This is a genomic window from Marinobacter zhejiangensis, assembly GCF_900114775.1.
In the GTDB taxonomy this organism is placed as follows: domain Bacteria; phylum Pseudomonadota; class Gammaproteobacteria; order Pseudomonadales; family Oleiphilaceae; genus Marinobacter; species Marinobacter zhejiangensis.
The window spans coordinates 80,626-101,782 of sequence record NZ_FOUE01000003.1; the positions used below are offsets into that span (position 1 = coordinate 80,626).

Below are 21,157 nucleotides of genomic sequence, written 5' to 3' on the forward strand. Positions count from 1 at the left end.
TTCGCGAAACGAAGTCAATACTTTCAAGTCTAGCGCAGTTTTTTGGAAGCTACCGGACGTTGCTAAACTAACAGCTTAGCCGCGTCCGGCGTTTGAGAATGTAAATCAGTTGACGATTCCGGGAGGTTTAGGCCACGGGAAGGGGTGGTAGAGGTTCTACCCGGCCACTAATTCAGCGTCATCGATTGCAATTGGCTGAGTCTGCTCCAGCCAGTCGAACATGGCGGTTTGAATGGCGGGAAAGAACCTGCCACCGACCGTCCAGTGGCAACAACCGTTGATTTCCACCAACTGACAGCGCTCACCGTAGTGCCCTGCGATACGGCGCTGCACACGAATGGGAGTAATCCGGTCCTCTGTGCCACCGATGATCAGCACCGGGCAGGAAATACTGTCGGGTTCCACATAGGCAAACGAGCGCCTGGTGAAGGCCGCCACGGTCATCTGGAAGGTCACCATGCCGGACTCGTAGCCGCAGTGCTCAAAGACATCTCGTTGCGTAGCATCGTCCTGTGCGTTGGCAATGCCGTACCGGACATTGGTCAGCCGCAAGTCGGTGACCTGTTTCCACAATGGGAAACGCAGCAGGTTGTGCCCCAGCGTTCGGAACACCGACAGGCCCAGGCCGTTGATGCCGGCGGGGGCGGCTGAGGATAGCAGGATCAGTCGTTCACAGGGCATCCGGGCGGCGGTGAGCTGCGCAAGCAGCCCACCCATGGAGTGCCCCACCAGAATTGGCGGGCGTCCCAGTTTCCGGACCTGGCTGACCAGGTAGTCGACGTAATCCTGCAGCCGGCTCTTAGCCAAGGCGGCTCGGCTGGCTGGGTTATGGCTGGCCAGGGGGCTATGGTGGGGAAGTGTCACGGCCTCCACCGGATAGCCCTGTCCTCGAAAAGCGTCACGAACCTGCTTCAGAGTGTCGGCATCGCTCCACATGCCATGGATGAGCAGCACCGGAGGCTTGTTGTCTGTGCTCATAATCAGATCTCCCAGTAGTTGCTGCGTTCAGGCTGTGGCTTCAAGGGGGCGTGAATGGCTGGTGTTGGCCGCCTGAGGCTGTTCAAATTCCAGAACGCCATCATCCACCGGGTCTTCTACCAACATTTTTTTGTCTTTGCCATAGTGCATGGTTACTTTCCAAGGGCCATCGCGGCCCTGGCGGGGCATGCGGTCCTTAGCGCGAGCAATGTAGCCGGGGGCAAACTGATCAAGCATGCCGGTTCCGGTTTCGTGTCCAACCCTGTCCACCGGGCGAACAACCGTGGCGCCGCGCTGATCCATTCGCTTAAACAAGCGGCAGATATAACGACCACCGATGTCGCATTTCAGGGTCCAGGGGGCATTGGTGTATCCGAAGATCCAAGCGTAGTTGGGCACATCCTGCATCATGATGCCCTTGTAGGTCATTTTGTTCGGCATATCGACATTCTTGCCGTCCAGTTGCAGTTCCAACCCGCCCATCAACTGAACGTCAAGCCCGGTTGCCGTCACGATGATGTCCGCGTCCAGTGTCTGGCCTGATTTCAGCACGATCCCGGTTTCCGAGAAGTGGTCAATGTGATCAGTGACAATGTCGGCCTTGCCGGACCGTAGGGTTTTGAAAAAGTCGCCATCCGGTGCGGCGCAGAGCCGTTGCTCCCACGGATTGTAGGCAGGCGAGAAATGACGCATGTCGACGTTTGGTCCGACCTGGCGGCGCATATGACCCACCATCACCTTGCGCATGGTTTCCGGCCAGCGCTCGCAGGCCAGGTATAACCCACGCTGGAACAGAATGTTGCGTTTCCTCGCCATCTTGAAGACGAGTTTCTTGGGGAGGAATTTGTTCAGCACCATGGAGATCTTGTCGGTATCCGGCATCGCCATGATGTAGCTGGGGGAGCGTTGCAGCATGGTAACATGGCCGGCTTTTTCAGCCATGGCTGGAACCACGGTGATGGCGGTGGCGCCACTGCCGATGACGACAACTTTCTTGCCGCTGTAATCCAGCGCTTCAGGCCAGAACTGGGGGTGAACAATCTCACCCTTGAAGTTTTCCTCACCGTCAAATGTCGGGCGGTAACCCTGGTCGAAGTTGTAGTAGCCGGCGCAGTTCAGCAGGAAGCTGCAGGTGAATTGACGGGTTTCGCCGCTCTTTTCATGGGTTGCGGTCACGGTCCATCGCTGGTCTTCGCTGGACCAGTCGGCGCTGGTGATGTGCAGGCCAAAGTGGACCTTGTCATGCAGATTGAATTCCCGTGCAGTTTCCGCGACGTAATTGCGGATGTCGCCCCCTTTGGCGAGCACCTGATCGGAGTACCACGGTTTGAAGTTGTAACCGAAGCTGGCCATGTCAGAGTCGGAGCGAATGCCTGGGTAGCGGAACAGATCCCAGGTGCCGCCCATGTTGTCGCGGCGTTCCAGAATAGCGAGGGTTTTGTTGGGGTACTCCCGGGCGATGTGGCAAGCGCTGCCGATACCAGACAGGCCCGCGCCGATAATAATCAGGTCAAAGTGCTGCATCGTCATATTGTTTTCCTTATTGTTGATGTTGTTGCTTTATTCAGGGGTTCCCTAACTGCTCACTATGTCAAAGCCTCGGGTTGACAATATTGCCATATCCGGACATATTTTTGACGAATCGCGACAAGTGCTCTGTCGCGTTAGTTTTTCATGCCAGCGTACGGCTTTGGCGTTCAACCTGAGAGAGTCCTTGGAGGTTATGTGTCCAGCCTGATCCGGGCTACCAACTTGTGGGGATACGACGAACAGGTTCGGCGTAAGGGTGGGAACCCCTTGCCGTTGCTGGCTCGCCATCACATCCCGCCCGCCGAGCAGCGGGATGACCGCTCCTTTCTGGTTTTCAAAAGCCTTAATGCATTGCTGGAGGAGACGGCCGCTGAGCTTGGCGATCCGGCCTTTGGCATGATGCTGGCCGAGTATCAGGGCATGGATATCCTTGGGCCAATCTCGGTGATCGCACGAAGTTCACTGACGGTAGGCGAGGCCATCAGTAATATCGCGCGCTATCTGCACCTGCATTGTCCGGCTCTGGCGCTGAGCACCTCGCTGATCCGGTTTGATGGCCGTCCTGCCATTCAGTTTGTCTTCATGATTGATGACGAAGGGGAGGAGTACCGACCCCAGGCCCATGAACTGAGCCTTGCAAACGCGATGCAGGTCATGAAGCTGCTGTGTGGGGACGGGTTTCGGCCGCTGTCTGTGTACTTCAAACACGCCGCCATGGCAGACGAAGCGTGCTACCGGCAGGTTTACCGCTGTGAACCCCGCTTCGAGCAGGACTGGTGTGGGTTTTATCTGCCTGTGCCGGTGATGGACTTGCCCCTGTCCAGTGCTGACCATCAGACTTGGCAATTGGCCGAGCGTTACCTGGACTCCCAGCAGGCGCCCAATGCCAATACGTTGGCGGAAGATGTGGTTCGGCTGATCAACAGCCTGTTGCCTACGGGGCACTGCAGCAGTGGCACCATTGCCTCGCACCTGTCGATGCACAAACGCACCCTGCAGCGCAGGCTGGCGGTGGAAGGGGTGACCTATGAGCAGTTGCTTAGCGAAGAGCGTATGCGGCGAGCCCGGGAGTACCTGATGGAGCCGAATCTGGGGTTGAGCCAGATCACCGGGCTGCTGGGGTACTCCGAGCAATCGGCGTTCAGCCGGGCTTGCCGGGACTGGTTCGGAATGACGCCAAAGGCCTATCGCAAGCAGCTGCTTGGCTGATCGCCATTGACCAGAGCCATTTTTCGGTTGTTAGCGAATCACGAAAGTATGCTGAACCTACAAAGCCATCGAGGGTCAGGCCAATGCCGGTGTTGGTAGCGGTTTGGCTCAGGTGACGATCAGTGTTGGGCTGGCGGCTGTGGACATGAGTGAAGCGTCGGTTGAAAATGCGTTGAATCGCACGCTTTGACGGTAACCAAGGACGAGTTACACCCATGACTGAACAATCTACCCCACCTTCCCAACACCCTGGCGCTCCCGGCAAAACCGGCGACGTTGTCCCGCCGGTGAACGAGTATGTTGAGTACCACTGGGGACGTATTTTTTTCGCCGCAGCGCTTGTGGTGGCTTTGGGGGCTGGCGCGGTCTATGGCATTCAGGCCCTGATGGGCGGTGCCGAGGACATCACGCTGGCGCCGGTCGACAGCGCTGCTGAGGCGCAGCCTCTCCTTGAGGTTGAGATTGCCGAAGCAGAAGCCGAAGAACTCCCCGTCGTGACTGTCCCAACGGGTAGTCGTGCAGAGCTTTTGCCACCCTCCGATAGCCCGACGCAGGCGGACGCTGGTGATGTTGAACCAGTTAGCAGCGTGGCAGGAGGTGAATCAGAGAGCCCCATGGCAACCGACGGTGAAGCCGTTGCTGAGCCACCCCTGGTGGAACCTGAACCTGCCATGATGAGTGCCTCAGCCCAGGTTGAGCTTCTCGCCCCCGGACTGGTCAGGGCACAGCTGACCTGGGAGCTTGAGGACAAGGAACCGGTGGATGTGTTACCACACCAGTTGGTGATGAATGAGGAAGGGCCGCTGAGGGTATTCCTGTTCACCGAAACCGAAGGGCTCAAGAACCAAGTCCATTTCCACGAGTGGTATCTGAACGATGAGCGGGTAGCCCGGGTTCGCATACTGCCCTATAGCGACCACATGCGGGCATCATCCAGCAAGTTCATCGGCCGGGGTATGACCGGCGACTGGCGGGTGGATGTGGTCTTGGCCAGCGGCGAGCGCCTGGCGACAGGAACGTTTGTTGTCCTGCCGCCAGCACTTCTGGAAGACTAGTTGCACTGCCCGGCTTCAAAGAATCCCTCTGAGGTTTCTTTTACCCAGGTGTACACGCCCGGCCAGGCACCAAGGGCGTCTGCACCCCCAGTCGTGTAATAACCTCCGCTGTAGTACGCACGGCCCGCCACATCATGGTTCAGGTTGGTGTCGTTCCAGTCCTGGCAGGCCGAAGGCTCTTCGCCTCCCGTTCCCCCTCCGGTGCCACCGCAGGCAGCGGGTTCCGTTGTAGACCACTGCCCGGGGTCGCCTTCGAACAGGGCGACGCTGCTCCAGGTGTCAAAGGAGGCCCCGATATCCATGTTATCTCCAGAGGCGTAGGCCCTCAGGTTAGATGTTCCCCCGGCATAGGCTCGTCCAGCTGTTATGTGGGCATTGGGGGAGGCGCTGGCCTGTTCGCAGGTTTCTGTCGGTGCATTTGGGTCGACCACCTCGACCGTGCGATTCCTGGAGCTGGTGTTGGCGTCACTGTCTGTGGCGGTATATAGACAGACGTAGGAGCCAGCGGCCGTGGTATCAACACCGGTGCAGTCCGCAGTGACGGACAGGGAGCCATCTTCCGCATCATCAGCAGTAGCGCCGGGGTCGGTGAAGGGGGTGTTGATCGTCACGGTCATCGGGTTGTCACCAATGAGCGTGATGGCAGGAACGCCCTGGGGTAGCGAGCCGTCACGACTGTGTCGGTCGAAGAAATCCCAAATGATGTCCGGGAAGCTGGGGCCAGCCTTCACAGCCCATTTGCCATTGTTGCCGTTGACTCCACCCACCCAGTAGTGGCCATGATCAGTGTCCTGGGTGTTGGGGGTGGACAGGGGGCCATCGAGGTAAACGGTTTCGACCAGGGAACGAGTGCCGGCAGTGCCATCTTGGGTATAGCGGGTATGTACGCAGTTGTAGCTGCTCTGATAGTAAGGAGTGCAAGCGGTTGTGGATGCCTGGGCTTCCGTTGGGGTGTCGAACGCGGGAGAGCCATGCACCTGCAGGTGGGCGTCGCGGGTATGGTCGGCGGCGGTTTTCAACACGGTGCAGTCGTTTTCGTTCTGCAGCACCATCAACGGAATAGGGTAGGTGTCGTCCTGCTCTGCCAGCATGTCAGACACGACCCGTGACACACTGTGGAATGTGGCGCTTCCCGGACACTGGCCAGAGAGCGAGACCGACGCAGAATCTTCGCCGTAGGGCAGGCCCGCCGCGGGTGCTGCTGCGGCCCAGTACTCGTTGTGGGTGACAGCAGCGACAATCGTCATGGCGCCACCAGAGGACAGGCCTGTAATGAATCGGCGGTTGGGGTCGATGTTGTAGTTGGCTTCAACTGCCAGCCCAATCTGGTGCAAGTCTTCCACTTCGCCAGCACCCTCGTGGCGGTGATGGTCGAACCAGAAACCCCAGCAGTTCTGATTCCTCAGCCCGTCATAGCTGGTGATAAACGGCGCGACCAAAATGAAACCGTAGGTGTCTGCTGCCGCTGTCAGACCCCAGTCGTTGAGGACGTCGTTGTTGGTCTGTTTGCAACCGTGGAGCGCCATGACCATAGGTGCTGGCGTGGCAACCGAATCCGGCACATACACCTTGTAGTCCCGGCTACGGGACTGATTGTAGCTTTGTTGTGGCAGGGTGTGGCTGTAGGTTTGACCGGCGAAAACGGGCGGTGTGGGCACCATTAACAGGGAGGTCAGTGCCAGCCCGGCCAGTGCCGGGCCAGCGCGCAGTGAAGTGGACGATGCTGTCATCGTTCGAGCTCCTTTTATTGGACTTGTTGTTAGGCAGCTTTGAATTAAGGAAATATCGTGCCAGTGTCTTAACTGGCTGATTTAAAAGACAGCAACGCTGGTTTTGGCGTGGGGAGTGACCTGAGTTCCGGACAGCATGTAGGGAATGCCGGACAACGGAAGCGCTTTCTAGTGATCGTTCAGTCGGGTCAGCGAAAAATCTTTCTCTAACCGGTAGGCGTCGAAATCCCGGGCGAGGAACAGTCGTCCCTTATAGTGCTGCATGGCTTCGGCGGCCAGCAGATTGATGTGGGGTGTGCTTCCTGGTTCGGACCGGTATCGCGAACTGAAGTGGGTGAGTACCAGGTTTGGCAGTCCGGCACTTTCAGCAAAACGGGCCACCTGTTCAGCGGAGCTGTGCTGTGGCCATGGCCCCACCCGGTCAGCGACTTCCTGGGAGTAGGTGGCCTCATGTATCAACAGATGACTGTCTTTACCCGCTGTGGCGAGCAGAGCTGGGGTGTCGTTGTCGCCGGCAACGATCATCCGTCGGGGCTGGCGGGGGATTTCAGTATAGTGGTCGCTTTTCAGCAGGCGACCATCGTCCAGCAGGACATCACAGCCGTTCTTCAACTCTCCCCAGACCGGGCCGGGGGCAATGCCATCGTCCTGCAGCCGATTGTGCAGCAATTGGCGCTCCACCCAGCGTTCGGTAAACACATAAGCCCGGCAGGGAACCCGGTGGGACAGTGCCACGCTGGACACGTCCAGGTGCTCATCGTGCCAGTGGAAGTCCGCTGCCTCGGAGTCGATAAAGTTGAGGGGGTAGTTGAGGGTGGAGTCACTGTTTTCAATCACCGCATGGATCAGGTGCTGTACCTGGGGCGGGGCGATGATGTCGAGCGGTTCGGTGCGTCCAAGCATGGAGGCGCTGGTGAGCAGACCCGGAAGACCAAAGGTGTGATCGCCATGGATATGCGTGATGAAAATGGCACGCAGCTGCATAACCGAATAACGGGTATGCAGCAGTTGGTGCTGGGTACCTTCACCGCAATCCACCAAATACCAGGGTTTGGTACCGGCGTGGCTCAGGGCCAGGCCAGTGACGTTGCGAGACCGGGTCGGTGACCCTGCGGAGGTGCCAAGGAAAGTGAAGTCCATAGTACGCTTGTGCGGTCCGTTGCGTCGATAACCAAGGATTCTATTACAACTGGCCGCTAGGGGACTATGACTGTCGCCACCCCTCGTTCAAGGGGTGGCGTTATACGGCGGCTTCAGATCTGTTTGTTGACGACCTCTGAAAGCTGACTGCGATTGCCATCGGTATCGAGCGTGCGGATCGCAAAGTACCAGGTGCCAGCGGCAAGTTCGTCCACCAGCAGTTCCTCGACGGATGCGTCACCGATGGCCAGGCTTTGGTCCAGGTTGGCAGAGTCGGTGCCGTAGACCACCTCGAACCCGGCAATTTCTCCCATGGCGAGGCTGTCACCGTTTACGCGGGTCAGCGGTGCCGTCCAGCTCAGCAGGGCGGAGTTGGCGGGTGTGGGGTCAACACCTGTATCTGGGTCGGTTACGGTGCCACCACCAGTGTCTCCGCCGGTATCGCCGCCGGTATCTCCACCTGTCTCGCTACCAGTGTCACCACCCGTATCACCGTCGGTACCGTCATAGACATCGGCAATGGTTTTAAAGCGTTGAACGTTACGGTATTCGACAACCACCAGTTTCTGGCTGATGACGGAAGAATCAACGGTGCTCTGAAGTTCCGATGCCTGTACGGCTGCGGCGCTGACCAGGTCGGCGAGAGCCACGTTGGTGCCATCGCCCATAACACTAATCTGTCCGGTTTGCCGGGCCTGGTTGGTCATGTCGACCAGAACGTCAGAGATGCTGTCCCATTGGTTATTGCCATTAACCAGTGCCAGGAAGGCGGCATTGGTGATGGCAACCTGAATGGCGTCCGCTGAGACGTTGGTCATGTCATCAAGCCGGGTCAGGTCGGGCGGGGCCAGGCGCAGTGCACCGGCGGTCAGGCCAAACCAGTCTTCAACCGTTGAGTAAGCACCGGACAGGGCTTCGGGGGACAGTCCATTGGGGCTGCGCTCTGCCAGCGTGACCGCCAGGTGGGTCAGTGGCGTCAGGTAGACCGTTTCCGTTGCCAGGTCGCCAGCGCCGCTGAGCATGAAGTTACTGTCCAGGGGGAGGGGCTGGCCAAAGGCCACTGGAGAACCGCCGGTCTGGTCACACTGGGGGACCACGTCGCAGATCATCCGGGTGTTGCCATCGGCGGTCAGTTCGACCAGTGCCCAACCGTCAGCCTTGCCGCGCAGCTGCAGTTCATAACTGCCGTCCATTGCTGTCAGCACGGGCTTGGCGACTTGCCGTTTCGGAGCGTAGTAGCCGTTATTGTCGGCGACAAGGCGGTTGGCGGATACCAGCCCTTGCTGGATCACGCCTTTCATCGCGGATCCAGCAATCGCAACGGATTCTTCGGTGGTTCCCTGAGTGTTTTCTGCGGTGCCGTTATCGCCGCTGGTTGTTTCCAGGCCGCAGCCTGAAAGCATGGCAAAAGCAGGGATGATCCATAGTCCGTGACTCGCCAATTTTCTGTCGCAATATGACATGGTTTTGCACCAAATAATTGATGATTTCGAGGCAATCATAGAATTGTCGTGTTAAGCGATATGCGGCCTGGTTCCGGATTCTACGGGCAAAAAACGTCAGGAATTTGACGCTTACGGAGGGATACATGTTGAGACCCGCCGTTACGCTGGGAGGGTGCTCTGGGACTGGCTTAGCGCCATGTTTTACGGAGGAATTTTTCGGGTAGGCAGGGTGACGAGCGGATTTCGGCTGAGGCGGTTGGCTGAACGTGATTACAAATTTAAACAGTGAAATGGCCGGGCTTGGGGTGTGCGCCAGTTCTCAAAACCCTGGGCGCAGCACGTTGGCCTTAGCCTTTTACGCACACAAACAGCGCATTCCCGGCGTGTCTGTCCCAAGGTTCAATGCGCTCGTAATCGTGCTCGAAGATGTGAACCTCAAAATAGGGTTGCAGAAGGCTCGCCATCTCTTCAAAACCGAGCGCAACCATCGGGTGTTCGTCGTGCCAGGCCTGGGTGACGCCATCGGTTGTTTTCTGGATGCTGAGTTTCAGGGCCTGCTTCTCTCCCTGTCCGGGGTAATGCCAGCCGGAGCGGAACACAAAGGAGCTGCCATTGAAGTCAGCGGTATGGCCGACAAACCGGGAGTTGTCGATCTTGTTCTTGTCCACCGCGTTGAAACAGAAAACGCCGTTGCTGGCCAGCGCCTCATGAACGCTTTGGATGCAGGACCTGAGCTTTTCGATGCCGTCGCTGTAGTGGATGGAGTAGAGAAAGCAGGTAATCAGGTCGAACGGTTGATCAAACCGGAAGTCGCACATGTCCTGGCAAGTGAATTGCGCCTCGGGGCAGCGCTGGCTGGCCACGTCCAGCATAGGCTGGTTAATGTCCAGGCCCTGACTGTTGTAACCATGATCGATGAAATGGCGTACATGGGCGCCGGTGCCGCAGGCCAGGTCGAGATGGTTCCGGCCACCCCTGCCAAACAGCTGGTGAAGGCGGCGCACTCCGTCGCTTTGTGCCGGGTAGTCGATGTCGGCGCACATCAGGTCGTAGTAACCGGACAGGTCGTTATATAAAGCGTTCGTAGACATAGTTGCTGACATAGGTGCTGACATCGATATTTAGGCGCCTGGGCACTGAGGGCAGGTCATTGGAAGGGCGGCGTATCGTATAGGAAATGACCAGCTTCGGGAAGCTTGTTTGAGCTGAATAAGCAGGACAGACTAGCACCGTATCCAGTTGAGGAATTCCTGCTCCATGAACAATACCCCCGGGCCAAGCGTCATCCGCATGCGCCTTAGCAATATTTCCCAGTTGTTTAACTCCATGGACCCGTCGCCCTTTGTGGGCCGGGATCTGGATGTGAATGCCGAATCCTTCATTATGGAATGGGCGCAGGAGCATCCGGCCAAGGGGGATTTCCGGCTGGAGATTCTGGTTGACCTGTGCGACGACATCGGCGCTGCCCGAGCGCGGGTACTTCGGGCCGTGCGTGCCTATTTCTTGGAGCGGGAGGAGGTGGCGTGCCGTGACTTCCGACGGTTGATGCGGGAAGGGCGGTTGAGCCTGGTCATTGGCTTGCTGTTCCTGTCCATCTGCTTGGGGGTGAGTCAGGTGATCGAAAGTCATGCGGCAGGCAGTGGCTTGCTCAAGCTCATAAGTGAAAGCCTGTGGATCGGCGGATGGGTTGCCATGTGGCGGCCGATGGAAATTTTCCTCTATGACTGGTGGCCCCTGCTCCGGAAAATCCGGCTGCTGCGACGGCTGGCGGCCATGGATGTGCGGCTTATGCTGGTGGCCGACGCTGAACAGGGGGCCGGCGGCTGAGCGTTCCCGCGGCTGCTTTCCTCTCCTCTTTATTCCTTTCCTCGCCTTTTCTAGGGCCTCTTCGCCCCCCTTGTCTTCTGGTTACATTTGCTTACCTAGCGAAGCCTCTTTGTAACATTCCGGTGCGATGCTCGGGTCAAACGGTACTGCCTGCAGTACCCGATTGCTAACGCATCATCACCCGGCAAGATGGATCTATAGGAGGTATTGGGATGTCTCTGTTTTCGAAATCACATGGGAAATCGTTGCGCCTGAATGCGCTGGCTGCCGCCGTTGCAGTGGGCCTTGCAGGTACAGCCGTTGCTGCCAACAAAAGTACTGACAGCACCTTTGTGCCGATCGCCAGTTTTGACGTGATGGCGGGCAACGGTTCGGCTGTGGCAGAGATCGTGGACGTGTCTGGCAATGGCAAGCAGCTGGTTTACACCGATGGTGAAAACGAAGCGATTGGCTTTGTGGACATTTCCAACCCGGCGCAACCACTGGCTGCGGGTACGGTTGCGGTCGGTGGCGAACCCACCAGTCTGGTGGTCTTCGGCCGTTACGCCCTGGTTGCGGTGAATACCTCCGAATCGTTTACCAACCCATCCGGAAAGCTGGTGGTGGTGAATCGCCAGACGCGCGCCGTTGTGGCAGAGCACCTACTGGACGGCCAGCCCGACTCTGTGGCGCTGTCTCCAGATCAGCGTTACCTGGCGATTGTTATTGAGAACGAACGCGACGAGGACGAAAACGGTGGCCTGATTCCTCAGTACCCGTCCGGTGGCCTCAAGATCGTTCGAATCCATGGCCAGCCTACAACCTGGACCATCACGGATGCCGACCTGTCGCCGGTTGCCGCCAATGCGCCCGCGGGCTCGGATCTGGAGCCGGAATATGTAGACATCAATCAGCGTAACGAAGCGGTGGTTTCTTTCCAGGAGAACAACCATTTCGCGATCGTGGATTTGACCTCGGGCCGGACGCTTAACGAGTTTTCTGCCGGTTCAGTCGAATTGAACAACGTTGATTCCGCGGAAGAAGACCTGATCTCGCTGGATAGCCAGCTGAACAAGCGTCGCGAGCCGGATGCGGTAAGCTGGATCGACAACAACCGCTTTGCCAGCGCCAATGAAGGCGATTTTGAAGATGCAAACGGTGACGAGGGTGGCAGTCGCGGCTTTACCATCTTCAATAAGTCTGGTGTGGTGGAGTTTGAGTCAGCCGAGTCTTTCGAACACCTGCTTGTGGCGGCCGGTCACTACAACGAAGGCCGTTCAGAAAACAAGGGTGTGGAGCCAGAGTCGGTGGAGTTTGGCAAGTTTGGTAGCCGGCAGCTGCTGTTTGTTGGCTCTGAACGTTCGAACATGGTGGGGGTCTACGACGTAGACGGTGTTGAGCCGGAGCTGGTTCAGCTGTTGCCCACCGGTATCGGGCCTGAAGGTCTCAAAGCCATTCCATCCAAAGGGCTGTTTGTTGCCTCGACGGAAACCGACGAAGCAGGTGCCGGTATCCCGACCATGATCAACATCTTTGAGATGCAGCGGGGTGATGCCTATTACCCGATGATCGTCTCCGACAACGATATCAACGGACTGCCGATCCCTTGGGTGGCTCTGTCCGGCCTGGCGGCGGACTCTGTTGATGCCAACACCCTGTATGCCGTGAGTGACTCGTTCCTGGCCAAGGGCTACATCTACACTGTTGATGCTTCTGCCCACCCGGCCAGGATCACCAGCCGGCAGGAAGTCACCGGCGCTTCAAGCTCACTGGATCTGGAAGGTATTGCCGTTGGGGCTGACGGAGACTTCTGGGTAGCCAGTGAAGGCAAGCCGGGAACCCGCCCCAACGCCATCCTCAAAGTGGATCGTGCGACCGGCATGGTGACCGAAGAGATCCTGTTGCCGGCCGAACTGGAAGACAACGCCCGCAGCAACGGTTTTGAAGGTATTGCCGTGACCGGTGATGCCGGTGCTGAGCAGGTGTATGTGGCTATCCAGCGTGCCTGGCCAGCGGAAGGCGATGACGATGGCGTGAACACCAAGATCGCCAGATACGATGTCAGCAGCGGTGAATGGGGCTTTGTTCACTACCCGATGGAAGCCGAAGGTCAGGGCGGCTGGATTGGGTTGTCGGAACTGACCGCGCTGCCGGATGGTCGGTTTGCGGTGGTGGAACGTGACAAAGGCTGGGGTGCCAGCACAGGGCTGAATGCAGAGCTCAAGGCTGTTTACGCGGTGGATCTGGCTAATGCCGCCTTCGACCCGTACGTTGATGGCGTGGCACCGTCGGCTGTACTCTCGAAAGAGCTGCTGGTAGACGTGTTGCCGGCGTTGCAGGCCAACAGCATCTGGACCACCGAAAAGCTGGAAGGCTTTACCGTGGCCGCTGACGGCCAGGTTTACGTGGTGACCGACAATGACGGTGTTGACGACGCCCCAGGGGAAACGTTGTTCCTGAACCTTGGGAACTTCAACGACCTGCGCTAAGCCTGGTCAGGCGGTATCGAAACAGCAGGGGAGCTAGGCTTCCCTGCTGTTTTTTTATGGGGATGGGTGTCACTGGGTGTACCCTTGGCTGTCTCGACCAGTTAGGTGAGCATTCCATGAAGACGGTATCTACAGAGCTTGAACTGACCGGTTTGCTGGAGGACAGCCCAGCGGTGTTGCTGCTTTTTGGCGGGCATCAGTGTGGCGTCTGCCAGGCCATTAAACCCCAGTTGGAACGCCTGGTGCGTGAGCATTTCCCCGGGGTAGTTACGGGTTATATCGACTGTCAGGACTCAGCGGCTTCTCTTTGCGCAACCCGGGGTATTTTTTCGCTTCCGGTGGTCCAGTTGTGGTTTGAGGGGCAACGGTTTGCAGAGTTTGCCCGGGTATTCTCAATCGGAGAAGTGAGGGCCTCGATGGAGCGGCCCTACCAGGCATTGATGGCCGGTGGCTAGGTTTGCTGAGGTACCTGTTGGCAACACGGCTAAGCTGTAGAGAACGAGTCGGAAATGAATTGACCCAAAGGAGCTCTTGATCGTGCGACGTGTAATTCTGGCGCTTGGCGCTGTTTTGTGGGCCGCCTCTGCGCAGGCGGACGAATACCGTTTTGAAGACTTTCCAGCTCCGGAACGTTCTGCCCGGGTTGTCGATCAGGTTGATTTGCCCGAGGGCGAGTCTGTCGAAGGCATGTTTCTGGAGAGGGCCGTTGGCGAGAGCCCCAACTTTGCAGGCCGCTATGTGTTGACCTTCTGGGGGTGCGGTACCGCCTGCCAGCAGGTGGCGGCCATCAGTGTCGAGAGCGGCGAGGTGTTCTACCCGGGTGAGGGTGGGGCTTCCAATGGGGCATGTTTCCGGATCGACAGTCGGCTTCTGATTGTGAACCCCATTGACCAGGAAGGCGCCCAACAGATTCCGGATTGGTTTCATACCTACTTCTATGAAATGACCGATGACGGCTTCAAGCTGTTGGGCAAAACCCGGGAGGGGCTCTCATTTCAATGTGATTGAGCGGCTGGTTCTGCCTACCCCAAACGGTCGTAGGCCAGATTGCGTGCGGCCATGGAATCCAGCTTCAGCTGGCGGATGATTCCCGTGATCATGGCCAGCTCCTGTTCAACCAGGGGCATCTTATCGAGGTCGTAGGCGGACACGTTGATGTCTGCACTCTCCAGCAGATTGTCAAAATAGGACAGCATGAACAGCGCCTTGTTGCCGCGGAACTCGCAGGTGAGCCCTGACCCTTTTGCTCTTGCCCGGAACAGGTCGTCGAGTGCGATGATGTGTTCCATCATGGCTGGCGACAGGATATAGCGGGCATATTGCTGATCGGAGGATCTGACCTCGTAGCGATCCTCGAATTCCGGATTTTCCAGTGCAACCCGGTCTTTTGTCATCGGTGCTGACAGCAGGTTGGCCAGCCTGCCGTGGTCTGCCCGAACCACAGTGTAGCCGTGAAACTCAAACGGCATGGTGATCAACAAGGCCCCGCCGCGGTGAACACTGATATTGGACTTGTTACCGCGGCGTTCCAGCTTCAGTTCGCAGAATTCAAACTGCACATCCTCCACGCGGCCCTGGATCAGGTCCTCACTGCTCTTTCGGGAAAACGAGGGCAGGATGTCGAAAGGCTCAACGGCGGCCAGGTCAATACAGCCATCCTTGTCGTACCCGAACTCGCCAAATGCCCGGACCAGCACGGGCATCAGCTTTTCCTTGTAATGGCGGGTGTATACGAACGCCGGGTAGAACACCCAGACGGCGAATCCGGCCAATACAAACAGGGTATAGAGGGGAAAGTCACCTGAGACCAGTGTGTACAGGTCCAGTACGACCGTTGGTAGCCACAGTAGCCAGCCCAGTCGCTTGAACAGGGTCTTACGGCGGTTTTTCCGCTCCAGTTGCTCCAGCCTGAACTGCTCGATCGGCGCTAACAGTGGCACCACGTCCCGCTCGAGCATTGCACGGAAGTCCTCTGATAAGGGCGCAGTTGCTTCTGCCCTACGATACGCAGTGCCGTCGGTCAGTTGCTTTAACGCTTCCTTTGCCTGGGAAAACGTGTACAGGATACTCATGACTTCAGGAAGTCATCGGCGTTGACGGGGGCCCTGTCAGCTTCTGCAACCTGGAAAAACGGGAAGGGCTTTAGCCCCATCATTGCGGCAATAAGCGAGCCCGGGAAGATCTGGATGGCATCCTTGAAACGTCGACCCGCGGCGTTGTAGCTCCGACGTGCGGCGGAGATATGTTCTTCAACATCTGCGTATACCCGTTGAGCTTCCAGCATGTTGGCGTGGGATTTCAGGTCAGGGTAGTTTTCGACGGCGACCATCAGGCCGGAGAGCTTGTTTTCCAATGCGGCTTCCAGTTCGAAACGCTTCTCTGAGGTGGCGGCGCCTGCGGTATCGGTTGCTTTCAGGACTTCGGTTCGCAGGCGGGTCACTTCGGTGAGCAGCGCCTGTTCGTGTTCCATAAAGCGGGAAGCGATCTTGAGGATATTGGGGATCAGGTCAGTCCGTTTCTTTAGTTGCACATCAATGCCGGAGAACGCTTCTTCTGTAGCGTTGCGGCGGGAGACAATGGCGGCATACCAGAAATACAACAGCACAAGGGTGGCAACGACGGCCACGATGATCCATGTCATAACAACTCTCCGTATCAATAGAATCTAGCAGGCTAGGCGTTGCGCAAAAGCAGGTCAACCCTTTAATATCATATGGTTACGAATGGTTTGGATGCCTATGTATTTGGGTGGAAGATGACTCTGCTTGAGGTAACCTCTATGATCCTGCCTGTCGATGTTCCTTTTCTCCGCTGCCATCAGCCTTTGCCAATGGATGTTTCCTATGAAGTTCCCTACGGTCACCGTCACCCTGGTTTCGCTAGCCCTGGTTGTCGTTATCTGGCAGCAGAGCCAGGATCAGCAGGACACCATTGACCCGAGTCGTTTTGCCAACCTGGCAGCGAATCCGGTGGAACGGGGTACGGTGGTTGACTGGGTGGTGACCCAGGTGCCCGCGCTGTGCCAGGAGGCGACCGGTCAGGCAAACGGGAGCGAGGCAGTGTCCCAGTGCGTGGAACGGAGTGAGCGGCGCTCCTCCAACTGCCGCCGCGCCTTGTATGACCATTTTCCCGCCCTCATTTCCTCAGAAGCGGTATTTCGTGATCTGACGATCACCGCCATGGACTGCCTTGTGCCGCAGTCAGAGCGGCTAACGCCTGCACACTAGGCCCAGCGTTTGGCTGCGGTTCATGAACCAAAGTTGAAGGCGCTGTCATTCCAGCTTAGGTGGCAATAGCCCAGCACCCCATAGGTGTAAGAATAATTGCAGATACGGCGCTTGGGGTCGTTGGCGGCAAGCTGGGTCCAGGGATTGAGGGCCGCTCGCCCTCCCTGGTGAATGTTGTGCAGCAGGATTCGCTCAATCAGATAGATTCGGTCGATGGAATAGGTGTCCAGGTCGTTGGAGGCGAAGCACAGTTGCAGGCGTTTGGTGGGAACGTCCGGGAGACTGAGAATGCCATTGCCGGCAGGGTACCGTTGCGGACCAAAATCGCCACCTATGGTTGCCCCGTCGTTTGGTGCCCGATCAACGCTGCGCCAGAAAGGGTCATCCTCGTCTATCTGACAAGCGCTGTTGAACAGGTACTGGTCCGATAAAGCGTTAAAGAATGTGTAGTTACGGTTGTGGACTCGGTTGCCATTGTTAGCACCCGGTGGTGCCGGGATCGTTGTGGCGGTCAGGCACTCCCGCTGTTGCTGCAACCTGGTGGTTTGTGCCTGTTTGTCCTGGGGCGACAGTTGGCTGGCGTTAAGCCTCCGGAGCTGGCCGTCAATAAGGCTGTTCAGTGCGGTGGCATTGTTGGCTTTGCTTTGGGCACCCTCAATACTACAAGCACTTTGCAGTGTCCTCGGCACCAGGCGTTTTAATTCCGCCTGGGTGAGCTGGCGCAGTGGCCGCCCCTGGTGATGTCGGTTGAACAGGTCGCGCCAGTTGTACCATTTTGCCGCCTGTGGCGAGGAAAAGTCCGGGTCGAGCAGCAGGTATGAATAATCGTAGTCCAGCGTTGCCAGCAAATGCGGCGATGTTGGCGTCGGGTTGGTGGCCATCTCGATCAGGTCATTCAGCCAATCCTCCCTGCGGGTGCGTGCCAGTGCGATTTTGTGTCGGCGCGTAATGATCTTTAACGCCAGCTTTCTCTTTCTTTGTTCATAGGTGAGGGCCATGGCTGGATTATCCTTCCGGTGCCGATATTGGGTCGCAGGGCTGGGGCCAAACGGCGGGCCTCATGCACTGTCCATGCTGTCAGGACCCGGTGTGTGGTCCAGTTCATGGTCCAGGCCATTGCCTTTCCCCTTACCCACGGGTTTGTCCCCCGTCACGGTCTTTTCCAGGCCCTTGGCGGCCTGCAGGGCTTCGCCGGACCCGGGAAGCATGAAGTCCGCCACCATGGCTTGACCGGCTTCGCTATCCAGTACTTTCTCAAAGGTGTCGAGCAGTTTGCCGTAGATCTCAGCTGATCTCTGGCCGGCCGCGGTGGCTCCGTCCCCGCTGATCTGGGCCATCTGCCCCGCCAACGCCGCCGCTTCCTGCAGCCCCGCCATGTTGCGGAACATGTCGTTCTTCTGCAGGGCACCCAGTATCTGGCCAATGTGGGATACATCCGCCATCGGTTGTGAGCGCAGCTGGGCAATGGCGGCGGCAAAGTCGCCAGGACTCAGGTCCATGCCTTTGGCGCGATCCCGGGAGTTCAATGGGTTGATCTTGGGCGGCAGGATCGGGATGGGTTCTTCCTTCCAGCGCCAGAACTTGCTTTCGTCAATCGACTCTGCCGCGTTAGAGCGGCCCAGTACCGCTTCGGCAAACACGCCCGAGGTGGGCACGGCAATTTCCGGGGAATCCTCGACGGTAGCATTGTTTGGGCGCACGAACGTTTGCTCAAAGGTTTCTCGGCTCATCCGCGCGGGGTGGACATCGGAATCCGCTTTTTCAGCGCCGCTGAATCCCCAGCGGAAGGCAAGGTAATTGCCAAACAGCCCGACGGGTGTCGGGTCGACGAGGGAAGACAGGGCACGGCCATCGAGCTTGATTTCCTGCAGCAGCAGATAAACGCGGTAGGCATCCAGCTGCAGCCAGATTTTCTGGCTGAGTAACAGGCTGTGCTTCACCAGGAAATCCTGGATCGGGACGAAATAGATCCCCATTTTCCGGCGCTCGGCCTCAACCTGATCGTTCAGTGTACTGGTGTCGCGGTGAAGTGCCTCCAGCCGTTCCTTATGTATCGTTTGGAGGGACGAAACCTGCAAATCGAAGTCACTCTTGTCGTCCTCCACTTTGAGCAGGCTTTCCAGATAGGTTTGGCTGACCTTATCGTGCGGCAGCATGTCTTTCAGCGCCTTGATCGCAAGCTCATTGCTTGCCTTAAAGGCCTGGGGCTCATGGATATTCAGGTTTCTTAACAGCTCCTCAAGCAGGGCCACCACCTGCTCCTGGTCGGCGAGCGCTTCTTGGGTGGACTTGAGTTCGGCTTGAAGGCGTTTGTACTCCGCCTCCGCCTGCTTCTGGCGGGTGCTTTCAGGGGGCTGGAAGTTCGGGTCGGCCAGCTGTTTAAGTTCGTCAATGCGGGGTTCCAGGTCCTTGTACTGCTGGAATAGCCCAATCAGCATCGGCAGCTGTTGCCGGACCACATTGATGTCCGAAAAATCCAGCACCTGCATGGGCAGGAAAATGCAGCGGTCCCAGGAATCCAGGCGGGTGGTGATGGCGTAGGTTTGTAAAAGCTCAAAATACTCGATGTTGAGGGTGTGTCGATGGTTATAGTTGGCCAGCACCCGGGTGGTCATGTTTTCCGCTTCGGATTCGGTCACTTCCCGCACCACGGAGGACCGGCGCGAGCGTAACGACTGGGACTTCTCAGCGGTACGCTGGTTGAGCCGATTGCTGGACTCGGCTGCGAGGTCCCGTTTGCCGGTGCTGAACTGGGCGGTTAGCGCAGAGCTGTGGGACGACGATCCCGATGCGGTGACCGAGAACAACAGGCTGCCACCGCTGAAGCCGCTCTGGGAGCTGGACGACGAACTGGAGATGCTCGACTGCCCGGCCTGGGCCTCCTCTGCCACGGCTTGCTGCACTTCATTAACGGCGCGGGACTGGTCAATGTCAGAGCTGACGGACTCCCCCTGTTTCACCGCCTCCTCGCTACGTCCCTGGGTCCGCCGGGTCCAGTCGATAATAGCCACCTGGGTCACCTCGCCGGGTGCCAGGCACACCGAGTGCAGCAGATTGCCCAGAGCCAGCCCTTTCTGTTGCCAGCTTTGGTGGTGCTTGAGCAGCACGCCAAAGGCCAGGTCTTTACCCGCAAGGGCGCTGCGATCCTTGAAGGGGTCAAACGGTCCTTCGTGGTCAACGGTGACCTCATCGCCTGGGGACGCCGGTGGGGTGGGGTTCAGGGTATCGAGGATGTAGAGCGACTGGTAGCTGACCGGCTCGGCGATGGTGCTGGGGCCCAGTTCGGGTTTCAGGTAGTCGTCGGTGTCTGAGAAGAACGGTGTCTGGTCCATAGCATTGACGTCCTTTGACCGGGCCAGCAGATGTGAAGCGTGTGGCCTGATGTGGGGCTTGGTTTCAGCCGGGTTTCTTGAGGGTAGTACAAAAATTGCGCAGACGAGTGATTAATCTGTGATGCAGTCGAGGGTTAGGGTTCGTCCTCAGACTCCAGCAGGAAGCGGGTAAACTCCTGTTGGAAGCGCAGGGGTTCATCCGCCATGGGAACATGTCCGGAGTGTTCAAAGATGACCAGCTGCGCGCGGGGGATGAGTTCCAGCATGGCCTCATGGCCTTCGAGGTCGAAGTAGCGGCTGTGGCGTCCGGTCATCAGAGTCGTGGGCACTGTGATATGCGGGAGGCTCGGCCAGATGTTCCGGCCGGCCATGAAGGCCCGCAGTATCTGCACATAGGTGGACCAACGATCAATGGGCATCAGGATCTGGGTCAGCAGGCGTTCACCAAACTGGCCACCCGCAGATACCGCGAACCGGTTCCAGCGTCGGTTAAAGGCCTGGCGAAAGATATACACCATCTGGTCGCGCAGGTAGGTCCGAACCTCCTCCGGCAGATCCCAGTAGGGCGTTTCTTCACCGGCTTGTTCGATGACGTTCAGGGTCTCCCTGAAGCGGGCAAATATTTCCGGTTGGCGTTTGCCAAACAGGCCGGTTGAGCCGTATTCGCTGTGGAGACTGTCTCCGACATGTTCGATATTGAGGTAGCTGCGAACCCGTGAGAACCCATGGACAGCGTGGTAGTTCAGGCACGCGAAGGCGCCGGTCGAAAGGCCGCCCAGAATCACCCGGTCAAGCTGGAAGTGGTCAAGGAGATCCTGAACGTCGTCGGCATAGGTCTGGAATACATCCCGGTTGTTCAGGTCGGTGTTGTGGGAGTTACCGAAGCCACGGAGGTCTGGCAGGTAAAAACGGTAGCGGTGAGCAAGGGGCAGAATGTTGGGGAGCCAGTGCATACCCCGGGAGCCAAAGCCGTGCAAAAGTACAACAGGGGAGCCCCGGCCAACACTGATGACATGGAGTTTTTCACCGTCACGCAGGGGAATCCAGGCCATGGCATAGTCTCCGCTGGTCCAGACGATCCTTGTCGCCCACAGGGACTCCTGTCGTATCGCTTGTGCCAGTAACGCAAACTTCGGGCCGAACTGAGGAAGCCGTTTTATCCTGAGGGGTTAGGGCATACGTGAGTGGGAAGTTGCCGTCAGGGCGTAAAAAAGTC

18 protein-coding genes are annotated in these 21,157 nt (G+C 57.9%); 7 read left to right on the forward strand and 11 right to left on the reverse strand.

The features are described 5' to 3' along the window. Window positions 1–156: 156 nt before the first annotated feature. Window positions 157–978, reverse strand: a complete 822-nt coding sequence (locus tag BMZ67_RS10250) for an alpha/beta hydrolase (RefSeq protein WP_092022270.1) — start codon at window positions 976–978, stop codon at window positions 157–159. Window positions 979–1,005: 27 nt separating this feature from the next. Continuing rightward, window positions 1,006–2,508: a flavin-containing monooxygenase gene (locus BMZ67_RS10255; protein ID WP_092022272.1), complete on the reverse strand. Its 1,503-nt coding sequence runs from the start codon at window positions 2,506–2,508 to the stop codon at window positions 1,006–1,008. A 195-nt stretch (window positions 2,509–2,703) separates the two neighbouring features. On the opposite strand from BMZ67_RS10255, the gene BMZ67_RS10260 reads away from it, so the two are divergent. Both BMZ67_RS10260 and BMZ67_RS10265 read left to right on the forward strand, forming a co-directional pair. Continuing rightward, window positions 2,704–3,717, forward strand: coding sequence for an AraC family transcriptional regulator (locus tag BMZ67_RS10260; RefSeq protein ID WP_092022274.1), 1,014 nt, complete (start codon window positions 2,704–2,706; stop codon window positions 3,715–3,717). Between the two features lie 215 nt (window positions 3,718–3,932). Continuing rightward, complete coding sequence (locus BMZ67_RS10265) at window positions 3,933–4,772, forward strand: DUF2914 domain-containing protein (protein WP_092022276.1); 840 nt, start codon at window positions 3,933–3,935, stop codon at window positions 4,770–4,772. On the opposite strand, the gene BMZ67_RS10270 is transcribed toward BMZ67_RS10265, so the two are convergent. The 4 genes from BMZ67_RS10270 to BMZ67_RS10285 form a co-directional block, all read right to left on the reverse strand. Continuing rightward, complete coding sequence (locus tag BMZ67_RS10270; RefSeq protein WP_092022278.1) at window positions 4,769–6,502, reverse strand: extracellular catalytic domain type 1 short-chain-length polyhydroxyalkanoate depolymerase; 1,734 nt, start codon at window positions 6,500–6,502, stop codon at window positions 4,769–4,771. The genes BMZ67_RS10265 and BMZ67_RS10270 overlap by 4 nt on opposite strands. Window positions 6,503–6,670: 168 nt before the next feature. Next, complete coding sequence (locus BMZ67_RS10275; protein ID WP_092022280.1) at window positions 6,671–7,642, reverse strand: ribonuclease Z; 972 nt, start codon at window positions 7,640–7,642, stop codon at window positions 6,671–6,673. A gap of 113 nt (window positions 7,643–7,755) precedes the next feature. Beyond that, complete coding sequence (locus BMZ67_RS10280) at window positions 7,756–9,105, reverse strand: fibronectin type III domain-containing protein (RefSeq protein WP_092023228.1); 1,350 nt, start codon at window positions 9,103–9,105, stop codon at window positions 7,756–7,758. A 329-nt stretch (window positions 9,106–9,434) separates the two neighbouring features. Further along, window positions 9,435–10,178, reverse strand: a complete 744-nt coding sequence (locus BMZ67_RS10285) for a class I SAM-dependent DNA methyltransferase (protein WP_092023230.1) — start codon at window positions 10,176–10,178, stop codon at window positions 9,435–9,437. Window positions 10,179–10,344: 166 nt separating this feature from the next. On the opposite strand from BMZ67_RS10285, the gene BMZ67_RS10290 reads away from it, so the two are divergent. The 4 genes from BMZ67_RS10290 to BMZ67_RS10305 all read left to right on the forward strand — a co-directional run bounded on the left by BMZ67_RS10290 (window position 10,345) and on the right by BMZ67_RS10305 (window position 14,390). Further along, the gene (locus BMZ67_RS10290) at window positions 10,345–10,914 is read left to right on the forward strand and encodes a hypothetical protein (protein WP_092022282.1); all 570 of its coding nucleotides are present in this window, start codon (window positions 10,345–10,347) and stop codon (window positions 10,912–10,914) included. A 212-nt stretch (window positions 10,915–11,126) separates the two neighbouring features. Then, on the forward strand, window positions 11,127–13,382 hold the full coding sequence (locus tag BMZ67_RS10295; RefSeq protein WP_092022284.1) for an esterase-like activity of phytase family protein: 2,256 nt from the start codon (window positions 11,127–11,129) through the stop codon (window positions 13,380–13,382). 116 nt (window positions 13,383–13,498) lie between these two features. Beyond that, window positions 13,499–13,837 (forward strand): thioredoxin family protein, encoded by a 339-nt coding sequence (locus BMZ67_RS10300; protein WP_175481896.1) that lies wholly within the window; start codon window positions 13,499–13,501, stop codon window positions 13,835–13,837. Between the two features lie 82 nt (window positions 13,838–13,919). Continuing rightward, window positions 13,920–14,390, forward strand: a complete 471-nt coding sequence (locus BMZ67_RS10305) for a hypothetical protein (RefSeq protein WP_092022286.1) — start codon at window positions 13,920–13,922, stop codon at window positions 14,388–14,390. Between the two features lie 14 nt (window positions 14,391–14,404). Here BMZ67_RS10305 and BMZ67_RS10310 read toward each other — a convergent pair whose 3' ends face one another. Both BMZ67_RS10310 and BMZ67_RS10315 read right to left on the reverse strand, forming a co-directional pair. Beyond that, window positions 14,405–15,454 (reverse strand): DUF3137 domain-containing protein, encoded by a 1,050-nt coding sequence (locus tag BMZ67_RS10310; RefSeq protein ID WP_092022288.1) that lies wholly within the window; start codon window positions 15,452–15,454, stop codon window positions 14,405–14,407. After that, window positions 15,451–16,023 carry a LemA family protein gene (locus BMZ67_RS10315; protein WP_092022290.1) on the reverse strand — a complete coding sequence of 191 codons (573 nt, stop codon included), beginning with the start codon at window positions 16,021–16,023 and terminating at the stop codon, window positions 15,451–15,453. Before BMZ67_RS10315 ends, BMZ67_RS10310 begins: the two co-directional genes overlap by 4 nt. 202 nt (window positions 16,024–16,225) lie before the next feature. Here BMZ67_RS10315 and BMZ67_RS10320 point away from each other — a divergent pair, with 202 nt between their 5' ends. Then, window positions 16,226–16,609 (forward strand): hypothetical protein, encoded by a 384-nt coding sequence (locus BMZ67_RS10320; protein ID WP_092022292.1) that lies wholly within the window; start codon window positions 16,226–16,228, stop codon window positions 16,607–16,609. A gap of 20 nt (window positions 16,610–16,629) precedes the next feature. Here the strand turns inward: BMZ67_RS10320 and BMZ67_RS10325 are convergent, their stop codons facing one another. The 3 genes from BMZ67_RS10325 to BMZ67_RS10335 form a co-directional block, all read right to left on the reverse strand. Next, window positions 16,630–17,607 carry a hypothetical protein gene (locus BMZ67_RS10325; RefSeq protein WP_092022294.1) on the reverse strand — a complete coding sequence of 326 codons (978 nt, stop codon included), beginning with the start codon at window positions 17,605–17,607 and terminating at the stop codon, window positions 16,630–16,632. Between the two features lie 60 nt (window positions 17,608–17,667). Further along, window positions 17,668–19,941, reverse strand: coding sequence for a hypothetical protein (locus tag BMZ67_RS10330; protein WP_092022296.1), 2,274 nt, complete (start codon window positions 19,939–19,941; stop codon window positions 17,668–17,670). Between the two features lie 134 nt (window positions 19,942–20,075). Next, entirely contained in the window at window positions 20,076–20,993 is a 918-nt protein-coding gene (locus BMZ67_RS10335; RefSeq protein ID WP_092022298.1) for an alpha/beta fold hydrolase, read from the reverse strand. Window positions 20,994–21,157 lie beyond the last annotated feature (164 nt).